Below are 21,818 nucleotides of genomic sequence, written 5' to 3' on the forward strand. Positions count from 1 at the left end.
TATTTATTCTTTTGTATTATTTATAGCTCGGATTTTTACATTTTTGAACGATACTAAATCTCCATGGTCCTGTAGTAGTATTTGACCCTTATCCAATTCCCCGAAATTGGGCCACTTGGCATATTTACTTTCAGAAACCAATTTTCTATATGCATCACTTTTTCTTTCATATTCAAGAACTTTGGTCCCGTTTAGCCAATGTTCTACATGGTTGTCTTTAGATATGATATAGGCTGTATTCCATTCACCTATAGGTTTAATGGGTTTGTTTACATCTGCTTGAATTAAATCGTAAAGAGAGCTAACAGTTCTGCTGCCTTCATGGTTTCCTTTTTTTGCATCGGGGTGAAGGTTGTCATCCAATATTTGATATTCCAGGCCAATAGAAGAGCCTTCACCTTTATTGATCTCAGTGTCAACATAATATTTAATGCCACTGTTGGCTCCTGGGGTTAATTTAAAATCAACTTTCAATTCAAAATCTCCATAAAGTTCTTTGGTTACAATATCACCACCTGCGGCAGACTCTTCCCCACCAGAAGAAAGTACGCTTAGAACGCCATCTTCAATTTTCCATCCTTTTTCAGGGAATTCCTCTAACTTGGCACCTCTCCAACCATCAGTGGTTTTTCCGTCCCAGAGAAGTTTCCAGCCGTCTTTCTTTTCATCTATGGTCAGTTGATTTTTGGTAATAATAGGAGTTAAAGGAGAATTTCTTGAGTATTTAGAAACACTATCGGTTATAATTCTTACATTTTTCCAAATAATATCTGTTCCTGCTTTTTGATCTCTATTAATGCTATGCACCTGTAGGCATATAAAACCTTTTGCGGTTTTATCATCTATAAGATATGCGGCAGGTACGTCATTTACCCAAGTTTTAATCGTATCACCTATAGCTTCAATTCTATAATGGTTCCAGTCGTTTTGCTTAAAAGCTTTTTGTGCAGCTGGATTATTGGTCATAGGGTTTAACCAACCACGCCTTGATTCATCATAAATACCACCGCTCCAGGCTCTTTCAGAAGGGTCTATTTCAACTTGATATCCATGTACCCTTCCATCTCTATATGTTGGTATACTATTACTTCTAATTTGAATTCCCGAATTCATGGTAGAATCTACCTTATAGTCTAATTCTAATATGAAATCGCTATACATTTCATCGGTAGTTAAAAATGTGTTAGGAGTGTTGTGGGTTGTGGTTCCTACTATGGCACCTTCTTTAACGGCATAGGTTGCATCTCCTCCTAATTTATGCCATCCTTTTAAAGTTTCTCCATCAAAAAGATCCACCCACGGTGCATCGTCTTTAGGAGTTTCGGCGCAACTAATTAGAAATGTAGCTGTTGTCGCAAGTAATAATTTGGTTTTTAATAAGTGATTTTTCATTTTTGGTATAATTGTGCGATTTAATGCGAAATATATATTATGTAATCGATATCATAAATTAAAAATATTGTTTTTTGCATCAATTATTAAATAATTAACAATTTAATTTATGTATATTTTAGAAATTAATAGTGGGCGGATTTCTTTTAAGGTTTAGAAATTTTGATTTCAGATAAATGATGGATTCATGATGCGTATGCATAGTTTAGGTTTAACCCTTTATAAACTTTAAAATTGAGAAAAAACAATTATTGTAAACAGTTGTACTTTTCATTAAGTGGATATCGCTATTTAATTATTCTTATCTTAATTGTAAGTGTTACTTCTTGCAAAGAAATACCTCACAAAAAAGAAGGTATACTACGTATATCGGCAGATTCTCTTCTGCAAATTCGATATCAGAAATTTTTAGATTATGCCGTAGATTCCATTTCCATCCCAAGAAGTTATGACCCTAAAACCAAAAAGGTTTTCAAAGTGGCTTCAAAAGACTGGACAAGTGGGTTCTACCCAGGTAATCTCTGGCAATTGTATAAATTAACCGGTAAGACAGCCTTTAAATCCAAGGCAATGGAGTCAACGGATTATATTGAACAAGAAAAATATAATGATGGTACCCATGATATGGGGTTTAAAATGTATTGTAGTTTTGGAGAAGGTTTTGAAGTAACAAAAAATGACCATTATAAATCTGTTTTAATACAAAGTGCAACTACTTTGAGCACTAGGTTTAATAAAAAAGTAGGAAGTATACGTTCATGGGATTTTAATAAGGATATTTGGGAGTATCCCGTCATTATTGATAATATGATGAACCTAGAATTGTTGTTTGAGGCTACTAAAATATCGGGTGATAGCACATTTCATAAAATTGCTGTGCAGCATGCCAATACCACTTTAAAAAATCATTTTAGGGAAGACAATAGCAGTTTTCACGTTGTAGTCTATGATACCGTTACCGGTAGGGTTAAAGATAAAGTTACGCACCAAGGTTTTAATGATAATTCTTCATGGGCTAGGGGGCAGGCGTGGGGTATCTATGGCTTTACAATGTGCTATAGATATACAGGCAATCTGGTTTATTTAGAGTTGGCAAGGAAATCGGCGGAATTCTATTTAAAACATAGTAATTTACCGGAGGACGGAATTCCGTTTTGGGATTTTAATGATCCAAGTATACCAAATACTATTAAGGATGTTTCCGCTGCAACCATTGTAGCTTCTGCATTGGTAGAATTAGGAAATTTTACTAATGAAAAAGCTTATTTGGAATATTCAAAAAAGGTGTTGAAAACTTTAAAAAGTGAAGCATATCTTTTGCCATCTGAAATAGAAGCTCCTTTTATCTTAAAACATAGTACGGGCAATTGGCCTAAAAATGATGAGATAGATGTGTCTATCAACTACGCAGATTACTACTTTTTAGAATTGATGCTTAGGATTAAGAACAAAAAATAAAAAAGCTCCATGAGAATGGAGCTTTTTGTAGTGACCTCGACAGGATTCAAACCTGTAACCTTCTGAGCCGTAATCAGATGCGCTATTCAGTTGCGCCACGAGGCCGTTATTTGTTTCCCTTAACGGGGTGCAAATATATTTCTTTTTACATTTACCACAAAATTAAGAAGAGAATATTAAATGGATTTTAAAAGCTTTATAAGAGATGTACCTAATTTTCCAAAAGACGGAATCATTTTTAAGGACATAACTCCGCTGTTGCAGAGCCCGGAAATGCTCAATAAAACTACTGAGGCATTGGTACAACTGGTAAACGGTCAAAAGATTGACAAGGTAGTAGGGATGGAGAGTAGAGGGTTTATTTTTGGTCCATTGCTAGCAAGTAGATTAAATGCAGGATTTGTGCCAATTCGTAAACCAGGGAAATTACCTTCTACAACCTTGAGTGAAACTTATGATTTAGAATATGGTACGGATACTCTGGAAATTCATACGGATAGTATACAGAAAGGTGATATGGTATTGATTCATGATGATGTTCTTGCAACAGGTGGTACGGCAAGTGCTGCATGCAAATTGGTAGAAAAACTTGGAGGTACTATTGTACAGTGTAATTTCTTGATAGAGATAACCTTTCTTGAAGGTATTTCTAAAATAGAGGACTATGAGGCAAAATCTTTACTTAAATATTAATCTAGTGCTTTGGTGGTAATAAAATAGCGCCAACCAATGATTGCCATCTGTAACTTACTGGCCTTAGATAAATCTAGTCGTTGTTTACTATAAGATGGTAGCAATGCTTTATTAAGTTTGGCAATAAATTTATAGAACTTATTTTTCAAGGTTTCTGTTTTATGCTAAAATACATAATTATGCTACAAGGTAGAAAACTCACTTGTGCTTACATCTTAACTTACAGGTTATAAGAATACCATATTTATAATTAAGCTGAAAATAAAGATGATTATAAGTTTAATTAAGGCTATCATGATTTTGATTATTTAGTTGGTTATTGAATGTTCAACCAAGATATTATAGTCTATTTCCCTAAACAAGAATTTGATCTTAATTTAATACAATTGACTATGTATTTATAAGTTAAATGATGGATGTTGTTTTAAATTTAAATAATATGTCTACATGATATATTTAAATTGTTAACATATAGTGTTATTTAATTTATAATTGTAATAAATAAAGGGGCGGTTTTAATCGAAAGATTATTTTGTAGACGAAAAAGTAGATGAAAATTCAAATTTTGAATACTTTCATTATGTGTCAAAAAAAATCCGAAGTAAATAGTTCTTCGGATTTTAGATTTTAATTAGAGACGCATTCGCAGATTTTACTTTTTCAGTGTAATTTCAACAACTCCGTTTTTTCCATCTTCACCATATTTCTCTTGAGCACTTAGCCCTTTAATAACATTCATTGAAGCAATTTTACTCGGGTCTAAATTTGATACGTCTTTCGACTCCCATTTTTTTCCGTCAACAAAAAATAATGGTTCTTTGTTATCATTGCCAGATATGAACTTGAAGCCATTATCGGTTTCTTCAGAGACTTTTAAATCATATTCGCCAGATGAAGATGTGGAAATTGAAATTTGCTGATTATTATTACTGTTACTAGTTTTCTTAGCTGAAGTAACCTTATGGGCTACATCTACATGACTAATAAATATGCTGTTTTTATCGGTATCTATAATGATATGAATTTTATCAATAGTGTCATTATCAGATGCTGAATTAAATCGACTACTGACTTCACCTTTGCTTTTGTTTCCACCATTTATCTCTATAGATATATTTTGAATCTCTGAATTTTTATTTCTTACCGTGGTAAAAGAAAAATCAAAGCCTTCTTTGATCAAGTCGTTTTTGATTTTTACCAGCTGATTATCCGTAGTATTCTTGTCTATAAGTATTTCTATAGTATTGTCAGAAATATTTTTTTCATTGGTGGTATACACCTCTTTGGTATTAAAACTGATGAGAAATAATGCAAGCATAGGTAGAATGAATAAACTTTTAATTGCATTTACTTTTTTTGATTTTTGTTGATTGATCATGACTATTCGCTTTTTGATTAATGAATTAAAAAATGGATTTATGATTGATAAATTTTGCTGACCAACAGCCTGTTTCAACAGTATGTATTGGTAATCTTTTTTATTGAGCTTTATTTCAGTGTTGTCGGTATCGGCTAGAAATTCTAAGTTTTGTTTTATTGCAATTCTATAATACCATGCAAAAGGATTAAACCATTGCAGTGCTAAGAAAATCTCCATGAATATTACATCATATGAATGTTTTTGTTGAGCATGGACCACTTCATGCGAAATAATGCTTTTAAGTTCGCTTTTATCGTGTAAACTAGGATTGTAAACAATAGCATTAAAGAAGGAAAAAAGGAGTTACATTATCTGTTGTGACAATATGGCTAATGCTATCAATATGCTTCTTATTTCCGTTTTGTATTAACTTTCTAAGCTTATAAATTTGAAGTAGGAATTTCGTTAAAAATAAGCTGGCTCCTATACCATAAATTGCTAGGGCAATATTAAATGGGGAGTTGCCAATAAAATTGTTTTGTTCATTTGGCAAGATGATGTTGTTTGTGGCCTCACTTATGTGTTGTACGGGTAGGGTAATGGTATTTATAATATAGATTAATGGAAAGAATACAGAAGTAAACAAACCTAACAGCAGAAAAGATCTATTGAATGTATAAAAGGTTTCCCTGCTTAACAAAAATTGATAGCAAAGAAAAAATAGACCAAGTACTAATCCGGACTTTAGCAAATAGTAACAAAAAGCTTCCATCTATTTTCCATTTTCAATAAGGTTGATAATTTCTTTTAATTCGTCTACCGATATTTTTTCTTCTTTGGCAAAGAAAGAAACAATGTTCTTGTAAGAATTGTCAAAATATTCAACCATGTCTTCATTTACATATGCCTTGTAGTAGGCTTCTTTGGTTATGATAGGATGGTATTGATGTGTTTTTCCATAGGCAGTAAATCCTACGAATTTCTTTTCTTCCAGGTTTCTTACAATAGTAGAGAGGGTATTGTAATGTGGCTTATTTTCCGTTATTTCTTGCATAATTTCCTTGACAAACGCTTTTTTTAAGCGCCAAAGAATTTTCATGATCTCTTCTTCCTTATTTGTAAGTTTTTCCATTGCCTATCTTTTGATAGATCCAAATTAAACTATTTTTTTAGTTATACAACTATAAAAATAGTTATTTAACGAAATTTTTAGTTTTCAATTGATGTCAATTATCATATGTCCAAAAAAATGTTCTATCTATATTTGTTAAAATTCTTTACATGCAAGATTTCTTATTTATTGTTGCCGGACTAGTTTTGTTGATAGCTGGAGGTAATTGGTTGCTGAAGGCGGCGGTAGATCTATCGTTAAAATTAAAAATTCCGAAAATAGTAATAGGTATGACGGTTGTGTCTTTCGCAACCTCTGCACCTGAGCTAATTGTAAGTATTAATGCAGCTTTAGATGGTTTTCCTGATTTGGCCTTAGGTAATGTTGTGGGATCTAATATCGCAAATTTAGGTTTGGTACTTGCAATTACTATTTTATTAGGACCTATAGATGTTAGCAAAAGCTTTTATACTACAGATTGGCCGGTAATGATGTTGGCTTCCTTACTATTCTTTTTCTTTATCTATTTTGATGGAGTTCTTCAGCAATACGAAGGGGTGGTCATGGTAATTTTCCTATTTGTATTCTTGGTGTATTTATTACGATTTCAAAAACCTGCTGTTATCGATGCGGAAGATGAGCCAGATGTAATGTTACCAACCTATAAGACAGCCTTGTTCTTAGGATTAGGTGGTGGGGCACTTTGGGGCGGTTCTGAGCTGCTAATCAGTGGAGCAGTAGGTATGGCTACAGCATTTGGAGTTAGTGAACGTGTAATAGCAATTACGATAGTTTCTGTAGGTACAAGTATACCTGAGTTAGCGGCATCGATCATAGCTATTATCAAAAAAGAAAAAGCAATTTCCTTAGGGAATTTAATAGGTTCCAATATTTTTAACCTCTTGGCCGTGTTAGGTATTACTTCTATAATTACGCCTATTTCCGTTATGGATCAAGGATTGTTGACCAATGACATTTTTTGGTTGTTGGGTATTTCCTTTCTTGTCCTTCCTTTGGTTTTTATTCCTAAAGGATTGAGATTGGGTTGGCGAGATGGAGTAGTACTTTTAGGCGTATATCTTGCTTTTGTCTATTTTACCATAGGATAGTTTCTAACTCGGAGAAAGCAAAAAAAAACGCCCTGAACATGTTCAGGGCATTTTTAATATATAATCTACAATTAATTTGGTATTAAACCTTAGCTGATTTTACCGTTTTAACGATAACACCTGCAATTTTATATGGATCACCATTAGATGCCGGTCTTCTATCTTCTAACCATCCTTTCCATCCGCTTTCTACCGTTGCGATAGGAATACGTATAGAAGCTCCTCTATCAGAAATACCGAAGCTGAAATCTGTAATAGCAGCAGTTTCGTGTAAACCTGTTAAACGTTGATCGTTAAACTCACCATATACAGAGATATGTTCTTTAACTACTGGTCTAAATGCCTCACATATTTTTTCGTAAGTTGCCTGGTCTCCACAAGTTCTTAACGTAGTGTTAGAGAAGTTTGCGTGCATACCAGAACCGTTCCAGTCCATATCTTTACCTAATGGTTTTGGGTGATATTCAATATAGTATCCGTAAGACTCTGTAAGTCTGTCCAATAAGTAACGTGCTACCCATAATTCATCACCGGCTAATTTTGCACCTTTAGCGAACAATTGAAACTCCCATTGACCACAAGCAACTTCTTGGTTAATACCTTCAAAGTTAAGACCAGCAGCAATACAAAGATCTGCGTGCTCCTCTACAATATGTCTGCCGTGCGTGTTTTTACCACCAACTGAACAGTAGTACATTCCCTGTGGAGCTGGGTAACCACCTCTTGGGAAACCTAAAGGTAATTCAGTAGCAGTATCCATGATGAAATATTCTTGCTCAAATCCGAACCAGAAATCATTATCGTCATCATCAATAGTAGCTCTACCATTAGAAACGTGAGGCGTACCATCTGCATTAAGTACTTCTGTCATTACCAAGTATCCGTCCTTTCTTGCTGGATCAGGGTAGATTGCAACTGGTTTAAGCAAACAGTCAGAAGAACCACCTTCGGCCTGGCGCGTTGAACTTCCATCAAAAGACCACATTGGGCAATCTTCTAATTTACCACCAAAGTCATTAACCACTTTGGTCTTGCTTCTCATGTTTTGGGTTGGAAAATATCCATCTAACCAGATGTATTCTAATTTTGTTTTGCTCATAATGTGCTCGTTATAATTTAAAATAAGTTACAAACAAAAATATGTTTTTTATCAATCTGTATGAATTTTTAAGGGGGTAAATCTGTAAAAATTAAATTTATTTCTATCCACCCCTAATTTTTGTCGGGTATTTTATCATATTTATATTTATAGAACGTAATTTTGTGAAATTAATAATGAATTTAGGTATGATGTCCTCAAGATTTACAGCAATAAAAGAAAGTCAAAATAGAAATGCCATCGCTATTCAGGAAAATGGAAGAAGGTCTGACTTGTTCGGTATCAATGTGTTCAATGAAAAAAAGATGTTGCAATACCTAACCAAAGATGCTTTTGAAGGATTGAAAGGTGCTATGGATTCTGGTTCTAAGATCGACCGAAAAATTGCAGATCAGGTCGCAGAGGCCATAAAGGGTTGGGCAATTTCAATGGGAGCTACTCATTATACCCACTGGTTTCAGCCTTTAACCGGTTCAACTGCAGAGAAACATGATGCCTTCTTTGATCTTATGCCAGATGGTACGGCTTTAGAGAAGTTTGGTGGTGGTCAATTGGTGCAGCAAGAACCAGATGCATCTAGTTTTCCAAGTGGGGGCATTAGAAATACTTTTGAGGCTAGGGGCTACACGGCTTGGGACCCATCTTCACCCGCATTCATATATGGTACTACTTTATGTATACCTACAATATTTGTTTCTTATACGGGTGAAGCTTTAGATAATAAAGCTCCATTGTTAAGAGCATTGGGTGCAGTGGATGAAGCGGCAACCGCAGTGGCTAAATATTTTGATAAAACCGTTACCAAGGTCAACGCAACTTTAGGTTGGGAGCAAGAATATTTTTTGATCGATAAAGCTCTTGCCCATTCTAGACCGGATATTATGATGACCGGTCGTACTTTGGTGGGCGAAACTCCTGCAAAAGGACAACAATTAGATGATCATTATTTTGGGGTTATACCTAGTCGTGTGCTGAGTTTTATGAGTGATTTGGAAAAAGAATGTACAAAATTGGGTATACCTGTAAAGACCAGGCACAATGAAGTTGCCCCAAATCAGTTTGAACTGGCTCCTGTTTTTGAAGAAGCAAACTTGGCAATTGACCATAATCTTCTATTGATGGATGTGATGGATAAGATTGCGGATAAACATCATTTTAAAGTGCTGTTCCATGAAAAGCCATTTGCTGGGATCAATGGGTCGGGTAAGCATAACAACTGGTCTCTACAGACCAATACCGGGGTAAATCTTCTTAGTCCTGGTTCTACACCAATGAAGAACTTACAGTTTTTGACCTTTTTTATTAACACCATTAAAGCGGTAGATACTTATGAAGAACTTTTGCGTTCTTCAATAGCTTCGGCAAGTAATGATCATAGGCTGGGGGCAAACGAAGCTCCACCAGCAATATTTTCAATTTTTGTAGGTACTCAATTAAGTAATGTTTTAGATGAGCTTGAAGGGGTATCCAAAGGAAAATTGTCTCCAGAGGAAAAAACAGAGCTTAAGCTGAACGTAGTAGGTAAAATTCCAGAAATATTGATGGATAATACCGATCGAAACAGAACTTCACCTTTTGCATTTACAGGTAATAAATTTGAAATGCGTGGCGTTGGTTCCAAGACCAATTGTGCCAAGCCAATGACCATTTTAAATACCATTGTTGCAAAGCAATTAAAAGATTTTAAGAAAGAGGTAGATGCACTGGTAGACAAGAAAAATCTTAAAAAAGACGAAGCTGTTTTTAATGTACTACGTGAATATATAAAAACATCCAAACGAATTCGTTTTGACGGTGATGGCTATAGTGTTGAATGGGAAAACGAAGCTAAACGAAGAAAATTAAGTAACAATAAAAATACTCCCGAAGCTCTAGAGGTCTTGACATCAAAAGACAGTATTGCACTTTTTGAATCTATGGATGTAATGAGTGAGGTTGAAGTGGGCGCCCGCCAAGAAGTGGATCTGGAGAATTATATTATGCACCTACAGATAGAGGGTAGGGTGTATAATGAATTGGTTTACGGGTATATTTTACCGTCAGCATTGGAATATCAAAATAAGCTGATTAAAAATGTGTCTGGACTTAAGGAAATTTATGGAGCGGCACATAAAAAATTCACTGAAGGGCAATTGACCATGATAGAAGAAATTGCAGAGCATGTAGTAAGCATTAAGAAAATGGTTGATGCCATGGCAGATGCAAGAAAGAAGGCAAATGCTCTAAAAGACACAAAAAAGAAGGCAAAGTCATATTGCTTTGATGTAAAACCATATTTTTCTGAAATTAGATCACATAGTGATAAGTTGGAAAAATTAATGGACAATACCTTATGGCCATTGACCAAGTATAGGGAATTGTTGTTCATTGAATAAGCCTAGTCTTTAATTATTAAAAAAAATGGGGAATTATTAAGCTGAACTAAGGTTGCAGTTTTAATGATTCCCTTATTTTTGTTTCAAATTTTAGTTATGTCAACACCTAGCAATGAAAGATATCAGCAACGGGGCGTGTCAGCTTCTAAAGAAGACGTGCACAATGCTATAAAGAATATTGATAAAGGTCTTTTTCCTAAGGCTTTCTGTAAAATAGTTCCTGATTATTTGACAGGAGACAAAGAGTATTGCTTGATCATGCATGCAGATGGGGCGGGTACAAAGTCGTCGTTGGCATATATGTACTGGAAAGAAACGGGAGATATTTCCGTTTGGAAAGGTATTGCGCAAGATGCCTTGATCATGAACATAGATGATTTAATCTGTGTTGGGGCTACTGACAATATTATGCTTTCATCTACTATTGGCAGAAATAAAAATAAGATTCCGGGTGAGGTGCTTTCAGCTATAATCAATGGAACGGAAGAGTTGATAAACGACTTGGGTGAGTTTGGTATCACTATTCATTCTACCGGTGGTGAAACTGCCGATGTTGGGGATTTGGTAAGAACAATTATTGTAGATTCTACGGTTACTGCTAGATTGAAAAGAAGTGAGGTGATCGATAATGCCAATATTAAGGCAGGCGATGTTATTGTAGGTCTAGAATCTTTTGGTCAAGCAACATACGAGAAAGAGTATAATGGCGGTATGGGAAGTAACGGACTCACCTCTGCACGCCATGATGTGTTCTCTAATTATTTGGCAGAAAAATTCCCTGAGAGCTTTGACGCTGAGGTGCCAGAAGATTTGGTGTATTCAGGAAAGGTGAAATTAACGGATGATGTTGAGAATTCTCCAATTAATGCCGGTAAATTAGTGTTGTCACCAACAAGGACATATGCACCGATCGTAAAAAAAATACTTTCTACATATAGCCCTGAGCAAATTCATGGTATGATTCATTGTAGCGGTGGGGCACAGACCAAAATTCTTCATTTTGTAGATGAGCTTCATATTATCAAGGATAACTTATTTGAAGTGCCACCTCTTTTTCAATTAATTCAAGAACAGTCTGGTACAGATTGGAAAGAGATGTATAAGGTTTTCAATTGTGGTCATAGATTAGAGATTTATCTTCCTGAAGATATCGCAGGTGATATTATTGAAATGTCGAAGAGTTTTGGCGTAAATGCTAAAATTATAGGTAAGGTAGAGGCATCGGATTCTAAAAAATTAACAATTTCCAGTAAGTACGGCACCTTTGTGTATTAGAACATACGATTAATGTAAATAAATCGTTCTTTTTGTATAAACCTATCTTGCTATGGAAAGAAAAGAATTTTTACGAACTCTGGGTGCGGGTGCTGCATTTGCAATAACGTTTCCTTGCTTGGGCAGTTGTTCCAAGGACAATGAAGTTGAAGGAGATATTGTTACGCCACCAACCAATGTAGATTTCACTATTGATCTTACTTCTTCTGAGGCTGCTAAATTGGCAAATAATGGCGGATTTATTTTAAAAAATCTTGTTGTTGTAGTTAGAAATCTTGAAGGTGAATTTGTTGCCGCTACGCAAATCTGCAGTCATGAGCAATATGATCAGGTAAGATTTGTAAATCAAGAAGGTGGTATTTTTTACTGTGATGTGCACGGATCAAAGTTTTCTCAGACCGGTACTCCTTTAAATGAAATTCCTAACAGTACTTCAAGAGCCTTAAAAATATACAATACTTCACTTGAAGGTGATATTTTACGAGTTTTTGAGTAATGATCAAACTATAATTCTAAAACCAACAACACCAACCTAACTTATTATTCTTTGATGATAAAATTGACCCCCAACTAGAGAAAGTAAGTGAAGTATATCAGTGCCTTATTAATAGTTATGTTGACCTACATTTCGTATGGTCAAGATAAAAAGTACGTTACCGTAAAGAAGTCTTACGAGGTAATGGGCGGTGATTTTGACATTACGGTAGTTTCGGTAGATGAGGAGTTGGGTTACATTTATATACAGGAAGCTTTGGCCGAAGTTCAAAGAATTGAGAAGTTGATCTCTTCCTGGGACCAGGACTCTGAAACAAGTTTGATTAATAGAAATGCCGGTATTAAGCCGGTTCACGTAAGTTGGGAACTATACAAGCTCATAGAGCGGTCTATTCAAATTTCTGAAATTACCAACGGTGCATTTGATATAACATTCACTGCACTTAAAGATGTATGGAAATTAGATGGTTCAATGCAGTCTTTACCTTCTAAGGCAAACGTAGAGGCGGTGCAATCTAGAATAGGGTATAAGAATATTGTTTTGAACAATAAGGATCAAACTGTTTTTTTAAAGAAGAAAGGAATGAAAATTTCTTTTGGTGGTATTGGAAAGGGGTTTGCTGCAGATAAGGCAAAGGCTTTATTGGTGTCAAAAGATGTTAAGGCCGGTATTATAAATTTAAATGGTGATATTACCACTTGGGGTACCAAAGTTACAGGTGATAAATGGTTGATCGGGGTTATGAATCCAGATTTAAAAGGTGGTATTGCATCATGGATTCCAATTCTTGAGTCATCTGTGGCAACAACGGCCAGTGACGGTAATTTTATCATGTCCGGCAATAAAAAATACACCCATATTTTAGATCCTAAAACAGGTTTTCCCGCTACGGGTATCAACAGTGTATCGGTATTTGCAAAAAGTGCGGAGTTATCAGATGCCTTGGCAACATCCATCTTTGTAATGGGACTAGATGCAGGTTTGGCTCTTATAAATCAACTTGGAGATACAGAGGTTATTATTGTGGATAGCGCCAATAAAATGCACAAAAGTAATGGCATTCTGCTAAACTAAGTATTTCAAAAAACCAAGGTGCTCGTTTTTTAATTATTTCTTCCCACGATAATCACTTTAAAGTGTCTGTAATTTTATTGTAAATTTGCCATACAAGTGAAGTAAGCATATGATAGAAAAATTAAACATAGTAAAACAACGTTTTGATGAGGTTTCCGACCTTATAATTCAACCTAATATTATATCTGATCAAGATAAATATGTAAAGCTTACTAAAGAATATAAAGATCTTAAAGACTTAATGGATAAGCGAGAAGAATATCTTGAGCTTACCAATAATATTGCCGAAGCTGAGGAAATCATTGCCGATGGTAGTGATGAAGAAATGCTTGAAATGGCCAAGATGCAAATGGAAGAGGCCAAAGGGGCTCTGCCAAAGCTGGAAGAGGATATTAAACTGATGTTGATACCAAAAGATCCTGAAGATGCTAAGGATGTCGTAGTAGAAATCAGGGCAGGAACTGGTGGTGATGAGGCTAGTATCTTTGCTGGTGACCTTTTTAGAATGTATACTAAATACTGTGAGGGTAGAGGTTGGAAAACAAATGTAATTGACCTTAGTGAAGGTACTAGTGGTGGTTATAAGGAAATTCAGTTTGAAGTATCTGGTACCGATGTATACGGAACTTTAAAGTTTGAAGCCGGTGTTCACCGTGTACAGAGGGTGCCACAGACAGAAACCCAGGGTAGGGTGCATACCAGCGCCGCTACGGTTATGGTTTTGCCCGAAGCTGAAGATTTTGACGTACAAATAGATCCTAAAGATGTACGTATAGATTTTTTCTGCTCGTCAGGTCCTGGTGGTCAATCTGTAAACACTACATACTCTGCGGTGCGTTTAACGCATATACCAACGGGTTTAGTGGCTCAATGTCAGGATCAAAAATCGCAGCACAAGAATAAGGACAAAGCTTTTAGGGTTTTGCGTTCTAGGTTATATGATTTAGAATTGGCAAAAAAACAAGAAGAAGATGCTGCAAAGCGAAACTCTCAAGTAAGTAGTGGTGACCGTTCTGCAAAAATTAGAACTTACAATTACCCGCAAGGTAGGGTTACCGATCATCGTATTGGTCTAACCTTGTATGATTTGTCTAATATTATAGATGGAGATATCCAAAAAATAATAGATGAATTGAGTTTTGTAGAAAATACCGAAAAATTGAGGGAAGCCTCTGAGATATTTTAAGATATGACTACCCAAGAATTGGTTGCCCAAATTCATAAAAAACAATCCTTTTTGTGTATAGGTTTAGATACCGACTTAGAGAAAATTCCACCTTTTTTGTTGGAGGAAGAAGATTCTATTTTTGAGTTTAACAAAGCAATTATTGATGCCACACATGATTTATGTGTGGCTTATAAACCTAACATAGCATTTTATGAAGCGTATGGCGTACAGGGGTGGTCTGCATTGCGAAAAACGATAAAGTATCTAAATAAGAATTATCCTGAAATTTTCACCATTGCAGATGCTAAACGTGGTGATATAGGTAATACGTCTACAAGATATGCGAAGGCATTTTTTGAAGATTTAAATTTTGATTCCATCACAATTGCTCCTTATATGGGCAAAGATTCGGTTGAACCTTTTTTGGAGTTCAAGGATAAACATACCATCTTACTTGCTTTAACGTCAAATGGTGGTGCTTTTGATTTTCAAACTAAAAAGATTGGAGATAGAGAGCTATATAAAGAGGTATTATCGGTTTCTACTACCTACAGAGGGGCAGAGAATTTAATGTACGTTGTGGGTGCCACAAAGGCTGAATATCTGAAGGAAATTCGTCAAATAATACCTAATAGCTTCTTATTGGTGCCTGGAGTTGGTGCCCAAGGCGGTAGTTTAGTAGATGTTTGTGAATATGGTATGACAAAAGATGTTGGACTACTTATTAATTCTTCACGCGGAATTATCTATGCATCTGACCAGGAGGATTTTGCAGATGCTGCTAGAAAAAAAGCTAAAGAGTTACAAGAAGCTATGAAAATAGAGCTCCAAAGACTAAACTAGGTCTTCTAAAGTTTTTTTGATTTTCTGGGCTTTAGATTCAAAAAATTCTCCCAACTGGGTATTGGTTTGCATGTTAGAAGCTTTGTCTAAAAACATCTGATATTGATACTCCAATAAGCTTATAATGTCTGTATTAGCTTCCATTGGTGTTACTGTCCCTACCTTGCAATATTGCTTTTCCATAATCCTGGTTTTAGTTTCTTACAAATATACGTTCAGATTCAGGTTTTGGATGTGTGTATGTGTAGCTGTACATCTAATTTATAGGTAATATGTCTTTTTTTTAACAAATACACCTGTGATAATTTAAAAGATAGCCCTTTATAAGTGATTTTTTAAAATCTTAAACAGATTGTGAAAAACTATATATACATTGTACATTACAACTTTTTTTAAATACAAACCTGTGCTTCATTATATTACGTATCATCATAAAACAGCTACTGAATGGGTGACATTTGTGCATGGCGCAGGAGGTAGTTCTTCAATATGGTTCAAACAAATACGAGAATTTAAGAAACACTATAACGTATTGCTATTAGATTTAAGAGGGCATGGGAATTCTAAGTCTAGTTTAAAAAATGTTTTTAATGAAAAGTACACCTTTGATGTTATTACTAACGATATTGTTGAGGTTATTGATCAAGAAGGTATAGAAAAATCTCATTTTGTAGGGATATCATTAGGTACTATTCTAATACGGAATTTAGCGGAAAACCATCCTGATCGGGTAGAAAGTATGGTTATGGGCGGTGCTATAATGAAATTGAACCTTAGATCTCAAATATTGATAAAACTTGGTATCATATTTAAATCGATCGTGCCTTATCTATGGTTATACAAGTTCTTTGCTTTTATTATAATGCCAAATAAAAATCATAAGGAGTCTAGGTCGCTTTTTGTACGTGAGGCAAAAAAGCTATATCAAAAAGAGTTTATAAGATGGTTTAAGCTAACCTCGGAAATTAATCCATTATTAAGCTTTTTTAGGTCTGCAGATATCAACATACCTACATTATATGTCATGGGAGAAGAAGATTATTTATTTCTTCCCAGCATTCGAAAAATTGTTTCTTTGCATAAAAGTTCGCAATTGGTGGTGGTTGAAGACTGTGGTCATGTTGTAAATGTGGAACGACCAGTATTTTTTAATGAGAAGGTAATTGCATATTTGGGCGGTCAAAAAACAATCTAAAGTGCTTTAACATTGATTTACAAAGATGTCGTCTTTAAGTGTTAAAATAAAAAAAACCGATGCTCCCACCGGTTTTTGCTAACTAACTAACTCAAAAAATAACTAACTCAAAAAATTGAAAATGAATGCTTTAATATTCTTTTGTTTAATTTTAACGCATATATTTTTGAGTTATTGTTTAAGTTGTTGAAAATCTATTTTTTATCTTGAAGTGCAAATACTTTTTTAAGGACATCTGTAGTTCTTGAAGAGAACTTTGTTCTAATTTCTTCTTCCTCTACAGCAATCATTTTATAAACTCCTGATAAAGCCTCCTGTGTAACATAATCTGTTAAATCTGGGTTTACATTGTTGGTCAATGGGATTGAATTGTATTTGGTGATTATAGAACTCCAAATTTTATCTGCACCTACTTTTTGAAAAGATTCGTTGATTACAGGATTGAATTTAGCATATAGCTCTGTATTCGTTTTTGTTTCCAAATAAGTAGTAGCAGCATTGTTTTCGCCAAGAAGAATATTTTTTGCGTCTGCGAACGACATGTCTTTTACAGCATTTACGAAAATAGGTGTAGCTTCTGCAACAGCATCTTCGGCAGCACGGTTCAAAACCTTTAAGCCTTCGTCTGCCAAATTGCCTAAACCTATATCGCGTAAAGTTTTATCTACCTTTTGTAGGTCTTCTGGTAATAGAATTTTGACCAATTCATTTTTATAAAAACCGTCAGTAGCGGTTAACTTGCTTACCTGTTTTTCTATACCTTGATCTAAAGCTTCTTTTAGACCATTTGCTATGGTTTCATTGCTCAAAGCAGTGTCTGTAGATGTAGGTAATTGATTTACTACTTGCTGTAATTCATTGCATGAAATTGCGAGCATCATGCAAAAGGCCAAACTAATTTTTTTAATCATTATTGTATTATTTGTATAGGTTTTACTTTAGTACTTACGAGAATATGACCGTTTTATTGTTGTAGACCATTGTTTTGCGTGCAATATGCAATTTTACTCCTCTAGAAAGTACAATCTTCTCAAGGTCTCTACCTTTTGTGATAAAGTCTTCTATTGTGTGAGAATGGGTTACCGTAGTAACATCTTGCTCAATAATTGGTCCGGCATCCAATTCTTCAGTTACGTAGTGACTGGTGGCACCGATAATTTTCACACCTCTTTTAAATGCTGCATGATAGGGTTTAGCACCGGCAAAGGCAGGTAAGAAAGAATGGTGTATATTAATTATTTTGTTAGGGTATTTGTCTATTAAGTTGCCACTGACTATTTGCATGTATCTAGCTAAAACGATAAAATCTACATCGTGTTTTTCAAGTATTGCAATTTGCTCCTGCTCTGCCGTAACTCTATTGGCTTTAGTAAAGGGTACGTGATAGAACGGTATGCTAAACTGTTCTGCAATATACCTTAAATCGTTATGGTTACTGAGTATAAAGGGAATCTCAACGGCTAGCTCACCAGATTGGTATCTACTTAATAGGTCATAAAGACAATGGTTGTATTTAGATACGAAAATGGCCATCCTGGGTAATTTGTCATCGGTATGTAGACTCCATTCCATATTGTAACTAATAGCTAACTCATTTTGGAATAACGTTATAAAATGTTCCAAATCTGAAAAGTCATTTTGGAATTCAACAACCGTACGCATAAAAAATACGTTGGCAGGCTTATCAACATGCTGATCAAGGTATACGATGTTGCCTTTATTGCTATGGATAAAACCAGTTACGGTACTTATGATACCTGCTTGATCAGGACAATGGACTAATATAGTTGCTTTCAATTATATGCTATTTTAAATGTCAAAAATAGCCCATAATCCTTAAAGTGGTAATTTTATTATGTTGTAGAAATAAATTTTAGGATAATTATAGGTGGTCAGCTTTCCAAGCCTTGTACGATTTTCTAAAACTTTTGATCTCTTTTCTTAATAGATTGATGTACTCAGTCTCCTTTACTCCATGTTTTTCCAATCCCATACAGTAAGAGTTGATGTTTCTTATAATGATATTTATGTAAGAAATGGTTTCTTTACGTTCATTATTGCAATTAGAATATTCAACTTGTGCAATTTTTTGAGGTATGAGAATGGCATCTGTCAAAATAGAATTAGCCATGATGTCTCTTAAGCTCTTTGATTCATAAAGGCGCACCAAATCTTTGTTGAAAGATACATATGACGCAATCTCTCTACTCATGGTGCAGAGTTCCAGTGCTTTTCTATAAATAGGCAAATGTTTTAAACTTCTATATGCCATTGTGTGGGGTATTGTTAGTGTTATATAAAATTACGTTAGTTATTTGATTATTTTCTATCGATTTTAAATGTAATTTGTAAATTTACCTTTGATAGTAAATAATTAAAACTATATTCTTTTGAATCCAAAGATAGACGAGCTTAATTGGAAAATACTAAAACAATTGCAGGATAATGCAAGGGAATCATTTGCAAATATTGGTCGTACGGTTGGGCTCACGGCACCGGCAGTGGCGGAGCGCGTAAAGAAGATGGAGGACCTTGGTATCATACATGGATATAAGGCTACAGTGTCTCACGCGTTAACCGGACATCAATTAAAGGCGATTATAACCCTAAGGGCATTTATGGGGAAATTGAAGCCTTTTTTAGCTGTTGTACCTACTTTGCAAGAGGTTATTAATTGCTACAGAATTACCGGAAACGAAAATATTGTTATGGAAGTTGTTTTAAAAGATCAGTTTCACCTAGAAAAGTTTATCGACCAATTAATTCAATATGGTGAAACAAGGACTCATATTGTTCTTTCTCAAGTAATTTCTAATGCCCCAATGCATAAAGTTAAATGATAAATATCTTAATCTCTTTTATTAATTTATTAATGGATATTTAATTTTGGAATTGGTGATCATTGGTAAATTAGTTAGTGATTAATGGTTCTAAGATATTTTGGCTAGATTTTTGATAGAAATTAAATAATGAAAAAATTACTACTTCTTACGTTCGTTTTAACCTCTACGGCAATATTTTCTCAAGAATTAAGGCTTTTAAGAGGTGCTATTTCAGAAAATTTAGTTGTTAATGATTCGGTCAATGAAACCTTCTCTCTCTATTTGCCTTCAAATTTTGAGGTAAATAAAGCCTGGCCAGTTGCCTTTGTAATGGATTTAAAGGGTAAGGGTAAGGCTGCCGTTTCAATGTTGCTGGGTGCAGCTGAGCAAGAAGGCTATGTTTTGGCTAGTTCAGATAATATAAGTGATTCGCTTTCCATTTCTGAAAATGTTTTAATTGCGAATAGAATGTTCAATTCAGTGATCAGTACCATCCCTTTAGCTAAAAATCGTATGTATACTGCAGGTTTTGGTAGTAGTGCAATGTTCGCTTCAATTTTGCCAACATTTGTACGTAATATCAATGGAGTAATTTCTATAGGTGCGTCGGTTGGTAATGTTGAGATTTTAAATCCAAAGCAACCTTTTCAATTCGTAGGGCTTGTGAATAGGGAGGATTATAATTTTACCGAGATGTTGAATAGCAGGGAATTGCTCAATAAATTAAAGTTTCCTAATGAATTAATAGTCTTTGATGGAGACCGTATGCTGCCAGAAGGTGACTTAATTGCTAATGCATTTAGAATGTTGACGCTTACTAGTATGGCAAAAGGTCATTTGGAAAAGGATAGCAGTTTGGTGGCTTCTTCGTATGATCGATTCTTGACTCTGGCAAATTCCAACATTTCCAAACAAAAACCCCTTTTAGCTACATATCAATTGTTAGATATGGAAAAGATTTTTAATCCATTAGTAGTTTTAGATACGCTAAAAGCTACGCAGAAAACTTTAAGAAGAAGTTCTAATTATAGACAGGCGAATAGAAGTCAAAACAGTTATTTTTTGAAAGAATCTTTTACAAAAGAAGATTATAACTACTATTTGGAAGAAGATATTATCACCTATAATTATGCAAATCTTGGGTGGTGGAATTATCAAATGCAAGAATTAAATAAATTGGATAAAAGTCCTAATTTATATGAGCGGCAAATGTCAAGTAGGTTAAGAGGGTATATTAATGCTCTGGTGTCAGATAATATTGATTTTATTGAAGCTGAAGATGTGGTAGATTATGAAGCACTAAATTTATTACACATGTTAAAGACCATTACTTCGCCAAAAGATTATAATGCTTACTTAGAGGTAATCTCAATTAGTTCAAAAATGGAAGATTACGGTACAGCCTTATTTTACTTAGAAGAGTTGCTTAAAAATGGTTATACGGATAAAAGCGGGTTATATTCTTTGGAACACACTGCATTGTTCAGGATTATGCCGGAATTCAATGAAATGGTTGAAAAATATTTAAAAGGTGCCAGATATGATGTTATTGAACGGTAATGTGAGGTACATCTTCCAATTTCCAATCTATGACCAGACCTTTTGCCAATGATTTGGCAATATGTTTTCCGTATAGTATTTCACATAAATATAAAGCGGCTTCAAAACTTTTTGCGCCTCCTGCAGAAGTAATGTATTTTCCGTCATGAACAAATAATACATTGTCCTTTATGTCTAAATTAGGAAACATGGCTTTGTAATTTTCAATATCACTGGGAAAAGTTGTTGAAGCTACCGAATCTAAAATACCAGCTTTTGCCAAGGGAAAGGCGCCGTCACAATGACTGGTCATATATAGCGCGCTCTTGTCTATTTGTTTAATAAAGTTGATCATGACTTCATCTTTTAAGTCACTATCCATAGAATGTTCCGCACTAGGTACTACCAATATATCTATTTTAGGTAAATCATCTTTTGTGTAGTCAAAATCGGGTAAAATGCGAACACCTTCAAAAGTGGTTATGGGTTCTAAAGTATTTGCTACGGTAAATGTGTTCATGGCCTTTATGCCTTTTCTAAATTTTGTATGTTGAAATATATCGAATGGGGCTGTAAATTCAGTATTGAACGTTCCGTTCATTATTAGAAAAGCAACATTATAATTACTGGGTTCTAGCTTTGGTAATTGTCTTGTTTCTTTAACCACTGTGGTTTCTTTTTTAGCTTTCTTTTGATTGCAGCTAACTAGTATAAATGGTAAAAGAATAAGAAGGTATTTAAGTTTCATATGAATTGTTTTCGATTTCTAAAGTACGATTATATGTGAAAAACTTACAATGAATATATTG

22 protein-coding genes and 1 tRNA gene are annotated in these 21,818 nt (G+C 34.6%); 12 read left to right on the forward strand and 11 right to left on the reverse strand.

What is annotated here, in order from left to right; all coding sequences use genetic code 11:
• Positions 1–3: 3 nt before the first annotated feature.
• Positions 4–1,392 (reverse strand): 3-keto-disaccharide hydrolase, encoded by a 1,389-nt coding sequence (locus tag B2Z27_RS08075; RefSeq protein ID WP_286813288.1) that lies wholly within the window; start codon positions 1,390–1,392, stop codon positions 4–6.
• 234 nt (positions 1,393–1,626) lie between these two features.
• On the opposite strand from B2Z27_RS08075, the gene B2Z27_RS08080 reads away from it, so the two are divergent.
• Positions 1,627–2,850 (forward strand): glycoside hydrolase family 88 protein, encoded by a 1,224-nt coding sequence (locus B2Z27_RS08080; RefSeq protein ID WP_286813289.1) that lies wholly within the window; start codon positions 1,627–1,629, stop codon positions 2,848–2,850.
• 31 nt (positions 2,851–2,881) lie between these two features.
• On the opposite strand, the gene B2Z27_RS08085 is transcribed toward B2Z27_RS08080, so the two are convergent.
• Positions 2,882–2,955, reverse strand: a tRNA-Arg gene (locus tag B2Z27_RS08085).
• Positions 2,956–3,030: 75 nt separating this feature from the next.
• On the opposite strand from B2Z27_RS08085, the gene B2Z27_RS08090 reads away from it, so the two are divergent.
• Complete coding sequence (locus B2Z27_RS08090) at positions 3,031–3,543, forward strand: adenine phosphoribosyltransferase (RefSeq protein ID WP_286813290.1); 513 nt, start codon at positions 3,031–3,033, stop codon at positions 3,541–3,543.
• Here B2Z27_RS08090 and B2Z27_RS08095 read toward each other — a convergent pair.
• The 3 genes from B2Z27_RS08095 to B2Z27_RS08105 all read right to left on the reverse strand — a co-directional run bounded on the left by B2Z27_RS08095 (position 3,540) and on the right by B2Z27_RS08105 (position 6,035).
• Complete coding sequence (locus tag B2Z27_RS08095; RefSeq protein WP_058103604.1) at positions 3,540–3,692, reverse strand: hypothetical protein; 153 nt, start codon at positions 3,690–3,692, stop codon at positions 3,540–3,542. The two genes, B2Z27_RS08090 and B2Z27_RS08095, sit on opposite strands and share 4 nt — an antisense overlap.
• Before the next feature lie 503 nt (positions 3,693–4,195).
• Positions 4,196–5,242, reverse strand: a complete 1,047-nt coding sequence (locus B2Z27_RS08100) for a M56 family metallopeptidase (RefSeq protein WP_286813436.1) — start codon at positions 5,240–5,242, stop codon at positions 4,196–4,198.
• 433 nt (positions 5,243–5,675) lie between these two features.
• The gene (locus B2Z27_RS08105; protein WP_058103602.1) at positions 5,676–6,035 is read right to left on the reverse strand and encodes a BlaI/MecI/CopY family transcriptional regulator; all 360 of its coding nucleotides are present in this window, start codon (positions 6,033–6,035) and stop codon (positions 5,676–5,678) included.
• Between the two features lie 149 nt (positions 6,036–6,184).
• Here B2Z27_RS08105 and B2Z27_RS08110 point away from each other — a divergent pair, with 149 nt between their 5' ends.
• Positions 6,185–7,123 carry a calcium/sodium antiporter gene (locus B2Z27_RS08110; RefSeq protein WP_215996349.1) on the forward strand — a complete coding sequence of 313 codons (939 nt, stop codon included), beginning with the start codon at positions 6,185–6,187 and terminating at the stop codon, positions 7,121–7,123.
• Positions 7,124–7,205: 82 nt separating this feature from the next.
• Here the strand turns inward: B2Z27_RS08110 and B2Z27_RS08115 are convergent, their stop codons facing one another.
• Positions 7,206–8,222, reverse strand: coding sequence for a glutamine synthetase beta-grasp domain-containing protein (locus tag B2Z27_RS08115; protein ID WP_058103600.1), 1,017 nt, complete (start codon positions 8,220–8,222; stop codon positions 7,206–7,208).
• 188 nt (positions 8,223–8,410) lie between these two features.
• Between B2Z27_RS08115 and B2Z27_RS08120 the strand changes: the two genes are divergently transcribed.
• From B2Z27_RS08120 to pyrF, 6 genes are all read left to right on the forward strand, one after another.
• Positions 8,411–10,597, forward strand: coding sequence for a glutamine synthetase III (locus tag B2Z27_RS08120; protein ID WP_210706324.1), 2,187 nt, complete (start codon positions 8,411–8,413; stop codon positions 10,595–10,597).
• 96 nt (positions 10,598–10,693) lie between these two features.
• Positions 10,694–11,872, forward strand: a complete 1,179-nt coding sequence (locus tag B2Z27_RS08125; protein WP_286813292.1) for an AIR synthase related protein — start codon at positions 10,694–10,696, stop codon at positions 11,870–11,872.
• A 52-nt stretch (positions 11,873–11,924) separates the two neighbouring features.
• A complete protein-coding gene (locus B2Z27_RS08130; RefSeq protein WP_058103598.1) occupies positions 11,925–12,368 on the forward strand; it encodes a ubiquinol-cytochrome c reductase iron-sulfur subunit in 444 nt (147 codons plus the stop codon).
• A 117-nt stretch (positions 12,369–12,485) separates the two neighbouring features.
• Positions 12,486–13,442: an FAD:protein FMN transferase gene (locus tag B2Z27_RS08135; protein WP_074672605.1), complete on the forward strand. Its 957-nt coding sequence runs from the start codon at positions 12,486–12,488 to the stop codon at positions 13,440–13,442.
• Positions 13,443–13,551: 109 nt separating this feature from the next.
• A complete protein-coding gene (gene prfA, locus B2Z27_RS08140; RefSeq protein WP_058103596.1) occupies positions 13,552–14,628 on the forward strand; it encodes a peptide chain release factor 1 in 1,077 nt (358 codons plus the stop codon).
• 3 nt (positions 14,629–14,631) lie between these two features.
• Entirely contained in the window at positions 14,632–15,453 is an 822-nt protein-coding gene (gene pyrF, locus B2Z27_RS08145) for an orotidine-5'-phosphate decarboxylase (protein WP_286813293.1), read from the forward strand.
• Here pyrF and B2Z27_RS08150 read toward each other — a convergent pair.
• Positions 15,445–15,636, reverse strand: a complete 192-nt coding sequence (locus tag B2Z27_RS08150; protein ID WP_058103594.1) for a hypothetical protein — start codon at positions 15,634–15,636, stop codon at positions 15,445–15,447. The two genes, pyrF and B2Z27_RS08150, sit on opposite strands and share 9 nt — an antisense overlap.
• A 223-nt stretch (positions 15,637–15,859) precedes the next feature.
• Between B2Z27_RS08150 and B2Z27_RS08155 the strand changes: the two genes are divergently transcribed.
• Positions 15,860–16,648 carry an alpha/beta fold hydrolase gene (locus B2Z27_RS08155; protein WP_286813294.1) on the forward strand — a complete coding sequence of 263 codons (789 nt, stop codon included), beginning with the start codon at positions 15,860–15,862 and terminating at the stop codon, positions 16,646–16,648.
• Positions 16,649–16,842: 194 nt separating this feature from the next.
• Here B2Z27_RS08155 and B2Z27_RS08160 read toward each other — a convergent pair whose 3' ends face one another.
• The 3 genes from B2Z27_RS08160 to B2Z27_RS08170 form a co-directional block, all read right to left on the reverse strand.
• Entirely contained in the window at positions 16,843–17,559 is a 717-nt protein-coding gene (locus B2Z27_RS08160) for a DUF4197 domain-containing protein (RefSeq protein ID WP_058103593.1), read from the reverse strand.
• Between the two features lie 34 nt (positions 17,560–17,593).
• Positions 17,594–18,445 carry a formyltetrahydrofolate deformylase gene (gene purU / locus B2Z27_RS08165; protein WP_286813295.1) on the reverse strand — a complete coding sequence of 284 codons (852 nt, stop codon included), beginning with the start codon at positions 18,443–18,445 and terminating at the stop codon, positions 17,594–17,596.
• Between the two features lie 85 nt (positions 18,446–18,530).
• Complete coding sequence (locus B2Z27_RS08170; protein ID WP_058103591.1) at positions 18,531–18,920, reverse strand: hypothetical protein; 390 nt, start codon at positions 18,918–18,920, stop codon at positions 18,531–18,533.
• 118 nt (positions 18,921–19,038) lie between these two features.
• Between B2Z27_RS08170 and B2Z27_RS08175 the strand changes: the two genes are divergently transcribed.
• Both B2Z27_RS08175 and B2Z27_RS08180 read left to right on the forward strand, forming a co-directional pair.
• Positions 19,039–19,488 (forward strand): Lrp/AsnC family transcriptional regulator, encoded by a 450-nt coding sequence (locus B2Z27_RS08175; RefSeq protein WP_058103590.1) that lies wholly within the window; start codon positions 19,039–19,041, stop codon positions 19,486–19,488.
• A gap of 129 nt (positions 19,489–19,617) precedes the next feature.
• On the forward strand, positions 19,618–21,030 hold the full coding sequence (locus B2Z27_RS08180) for an alpha/beta hydrolase (RefSeq protein WP_286813296.1): 1,413 nt from the start codon (positions 19,618–19,620) through the stop codon (positions 21,028–21,030).
• On the opposite strand, the gene B2Z27_RS08185 is transcribed toward B2Z27_RS08180, so the two are convergent.
• Positions 21,017–21,757, reverse strand: a complete 741-nt coding sequence (locus B2Z27_RS08185) for a DJ-1/PfpI family protein (RefSeq protein WP_286813297.1) — start codon at positions 21,755–21,757, stop codon at positions 21,017–21,019. The genes B2Z27_RS08180 and B2Z27_RS08185 overlap by 14 nt on opposite strands.
• Between the last annotated feature and the right edge of the window lie 61 nt (positions 21,758–21,818).

Source organism: Maribacter sp. UBA3344 (assembly GCF_002362375.1).
GTDB lineage: Bacteria > Bacteroidota > Bacteroidia > Flavobacteriales > Flavobacteriaceae > Maribacter > Maribacter dokdonensis.

Excerpts from the sequence above, each read along its gene's own strand:
- pyrF (WP_286813293.1), top strand. The coding sequence starts at position 14,632 with ATGACTACCCAAGAATTGGTTGCCCAAATTCATAAAAAACAATCCTTT.
- B2Z27_RS08115 (WP_058103600.1), bottom strand. The coding sequence starts at position 8,222 with ATGAGCAAAACAAAATTAGAATACATCTGGTTAGATGGATATTTTCCA.
- prfA (WP_058103596.1), top strand. The coding sequence starts at position 13,552 with ATGATAGAAAAATTAAACATAGTAAAACAACGTTTTGATGAGGTTTCC.
- B2Z27_RS08075 (WP_286813288.1), bottom strand. The coding sequence starts at position 1,392 with ATGAAAAATCACTTATTAAAAACCAAATTATTACTTGCGACAACAGCT.
- B2Z27_RS08185 (WP_286813297.1), bottom strand. The coding sequence starts at position 21,757 with ATGAAACTTAAATACCTTCTTATTCTTTTACCATTTATACTAGTTAGC.
- B2Z27_RS08125 (WP_286813292.1), top strand. The coding sequence starts at position 10,694 with ATGTCAACACCTAGCAATGAAAGATATCAGCAACGGGGCGTGTCAGCT.
- B2Z27_RS08160 (WP_058103593.1), bottom strand. The coding sequence starts at position 17,559 with ATGATTAAAAAAATTAGTTTGGCCTTTTGCATGATGCTCGCAATTTCA.
- B2Z27_RS08180 (WP_286813296.1), top strand. The coding sequence starts at position 19,618 with ATGAAAAAATTACTACTTCTTACGTTCGTTTTAACCTCTACGGCAATA.
- B2Z27_RS08130 (WP_058103598.1), top strand. The coding sequence starts at position 11,925 with ATGGAAAGAAAAGAATTTTTACGAACTCTGGGTGCGGGTGCTGCATTT.
- B2Z27_RS08090 (WP_286813290.1), top strand. The coding sequence starts at position 3,031 with ATGGATTTTAAAAGCTTTATAAGAGATGTACCTAATTTTCCAAAAGAC.
- B2Z27_RS08150 (WP_058103594.1), bottom strand. The coding sequence starts at position 15,636 with ATGGAAAAGCAATATTGCAAGGTAGGGACAGTAACACCAATGGAAGCT.
- B2Z27_RS08110 (WP_215996349.1), top strand. The coding sequence starts at position 6,185 with ATGCAAGATTTCTTATTTATTGTTGCCGGACTAGTTTTGTTGATAGCT.
- B2Z27_RS08170 (WP_058103591.1), bottom strand. The coding sequence starts at position 18,920 with ATGGCATATAGAAGTTTAAAACATTTGCCTATTTATAGAAAAGCACTG.
- B2Z27_RS08105 (WP_058103602.1), bottom strand. The coding sequence starts at position 6,035 with ATGGAAAAACTTACAAATAAGGAAGAAGAGATCATGAAAATTCTTTGG.
- B2Z27_RS08135 (WP_074672605.1), top strand. The coding sequence starts at position 12,486 with ATGTTGACCTACATTTCGTATGGTCAAGATAAAAAGTACGTTACCGTA.
- B2Z27_RS08120 (WP_210706324.1), top strand. The coding sequence starts at position 8,411 with ATGATGTCCTCAAGATTTACAGCAATAAAAGAAAGTCAAAATAGAAAT.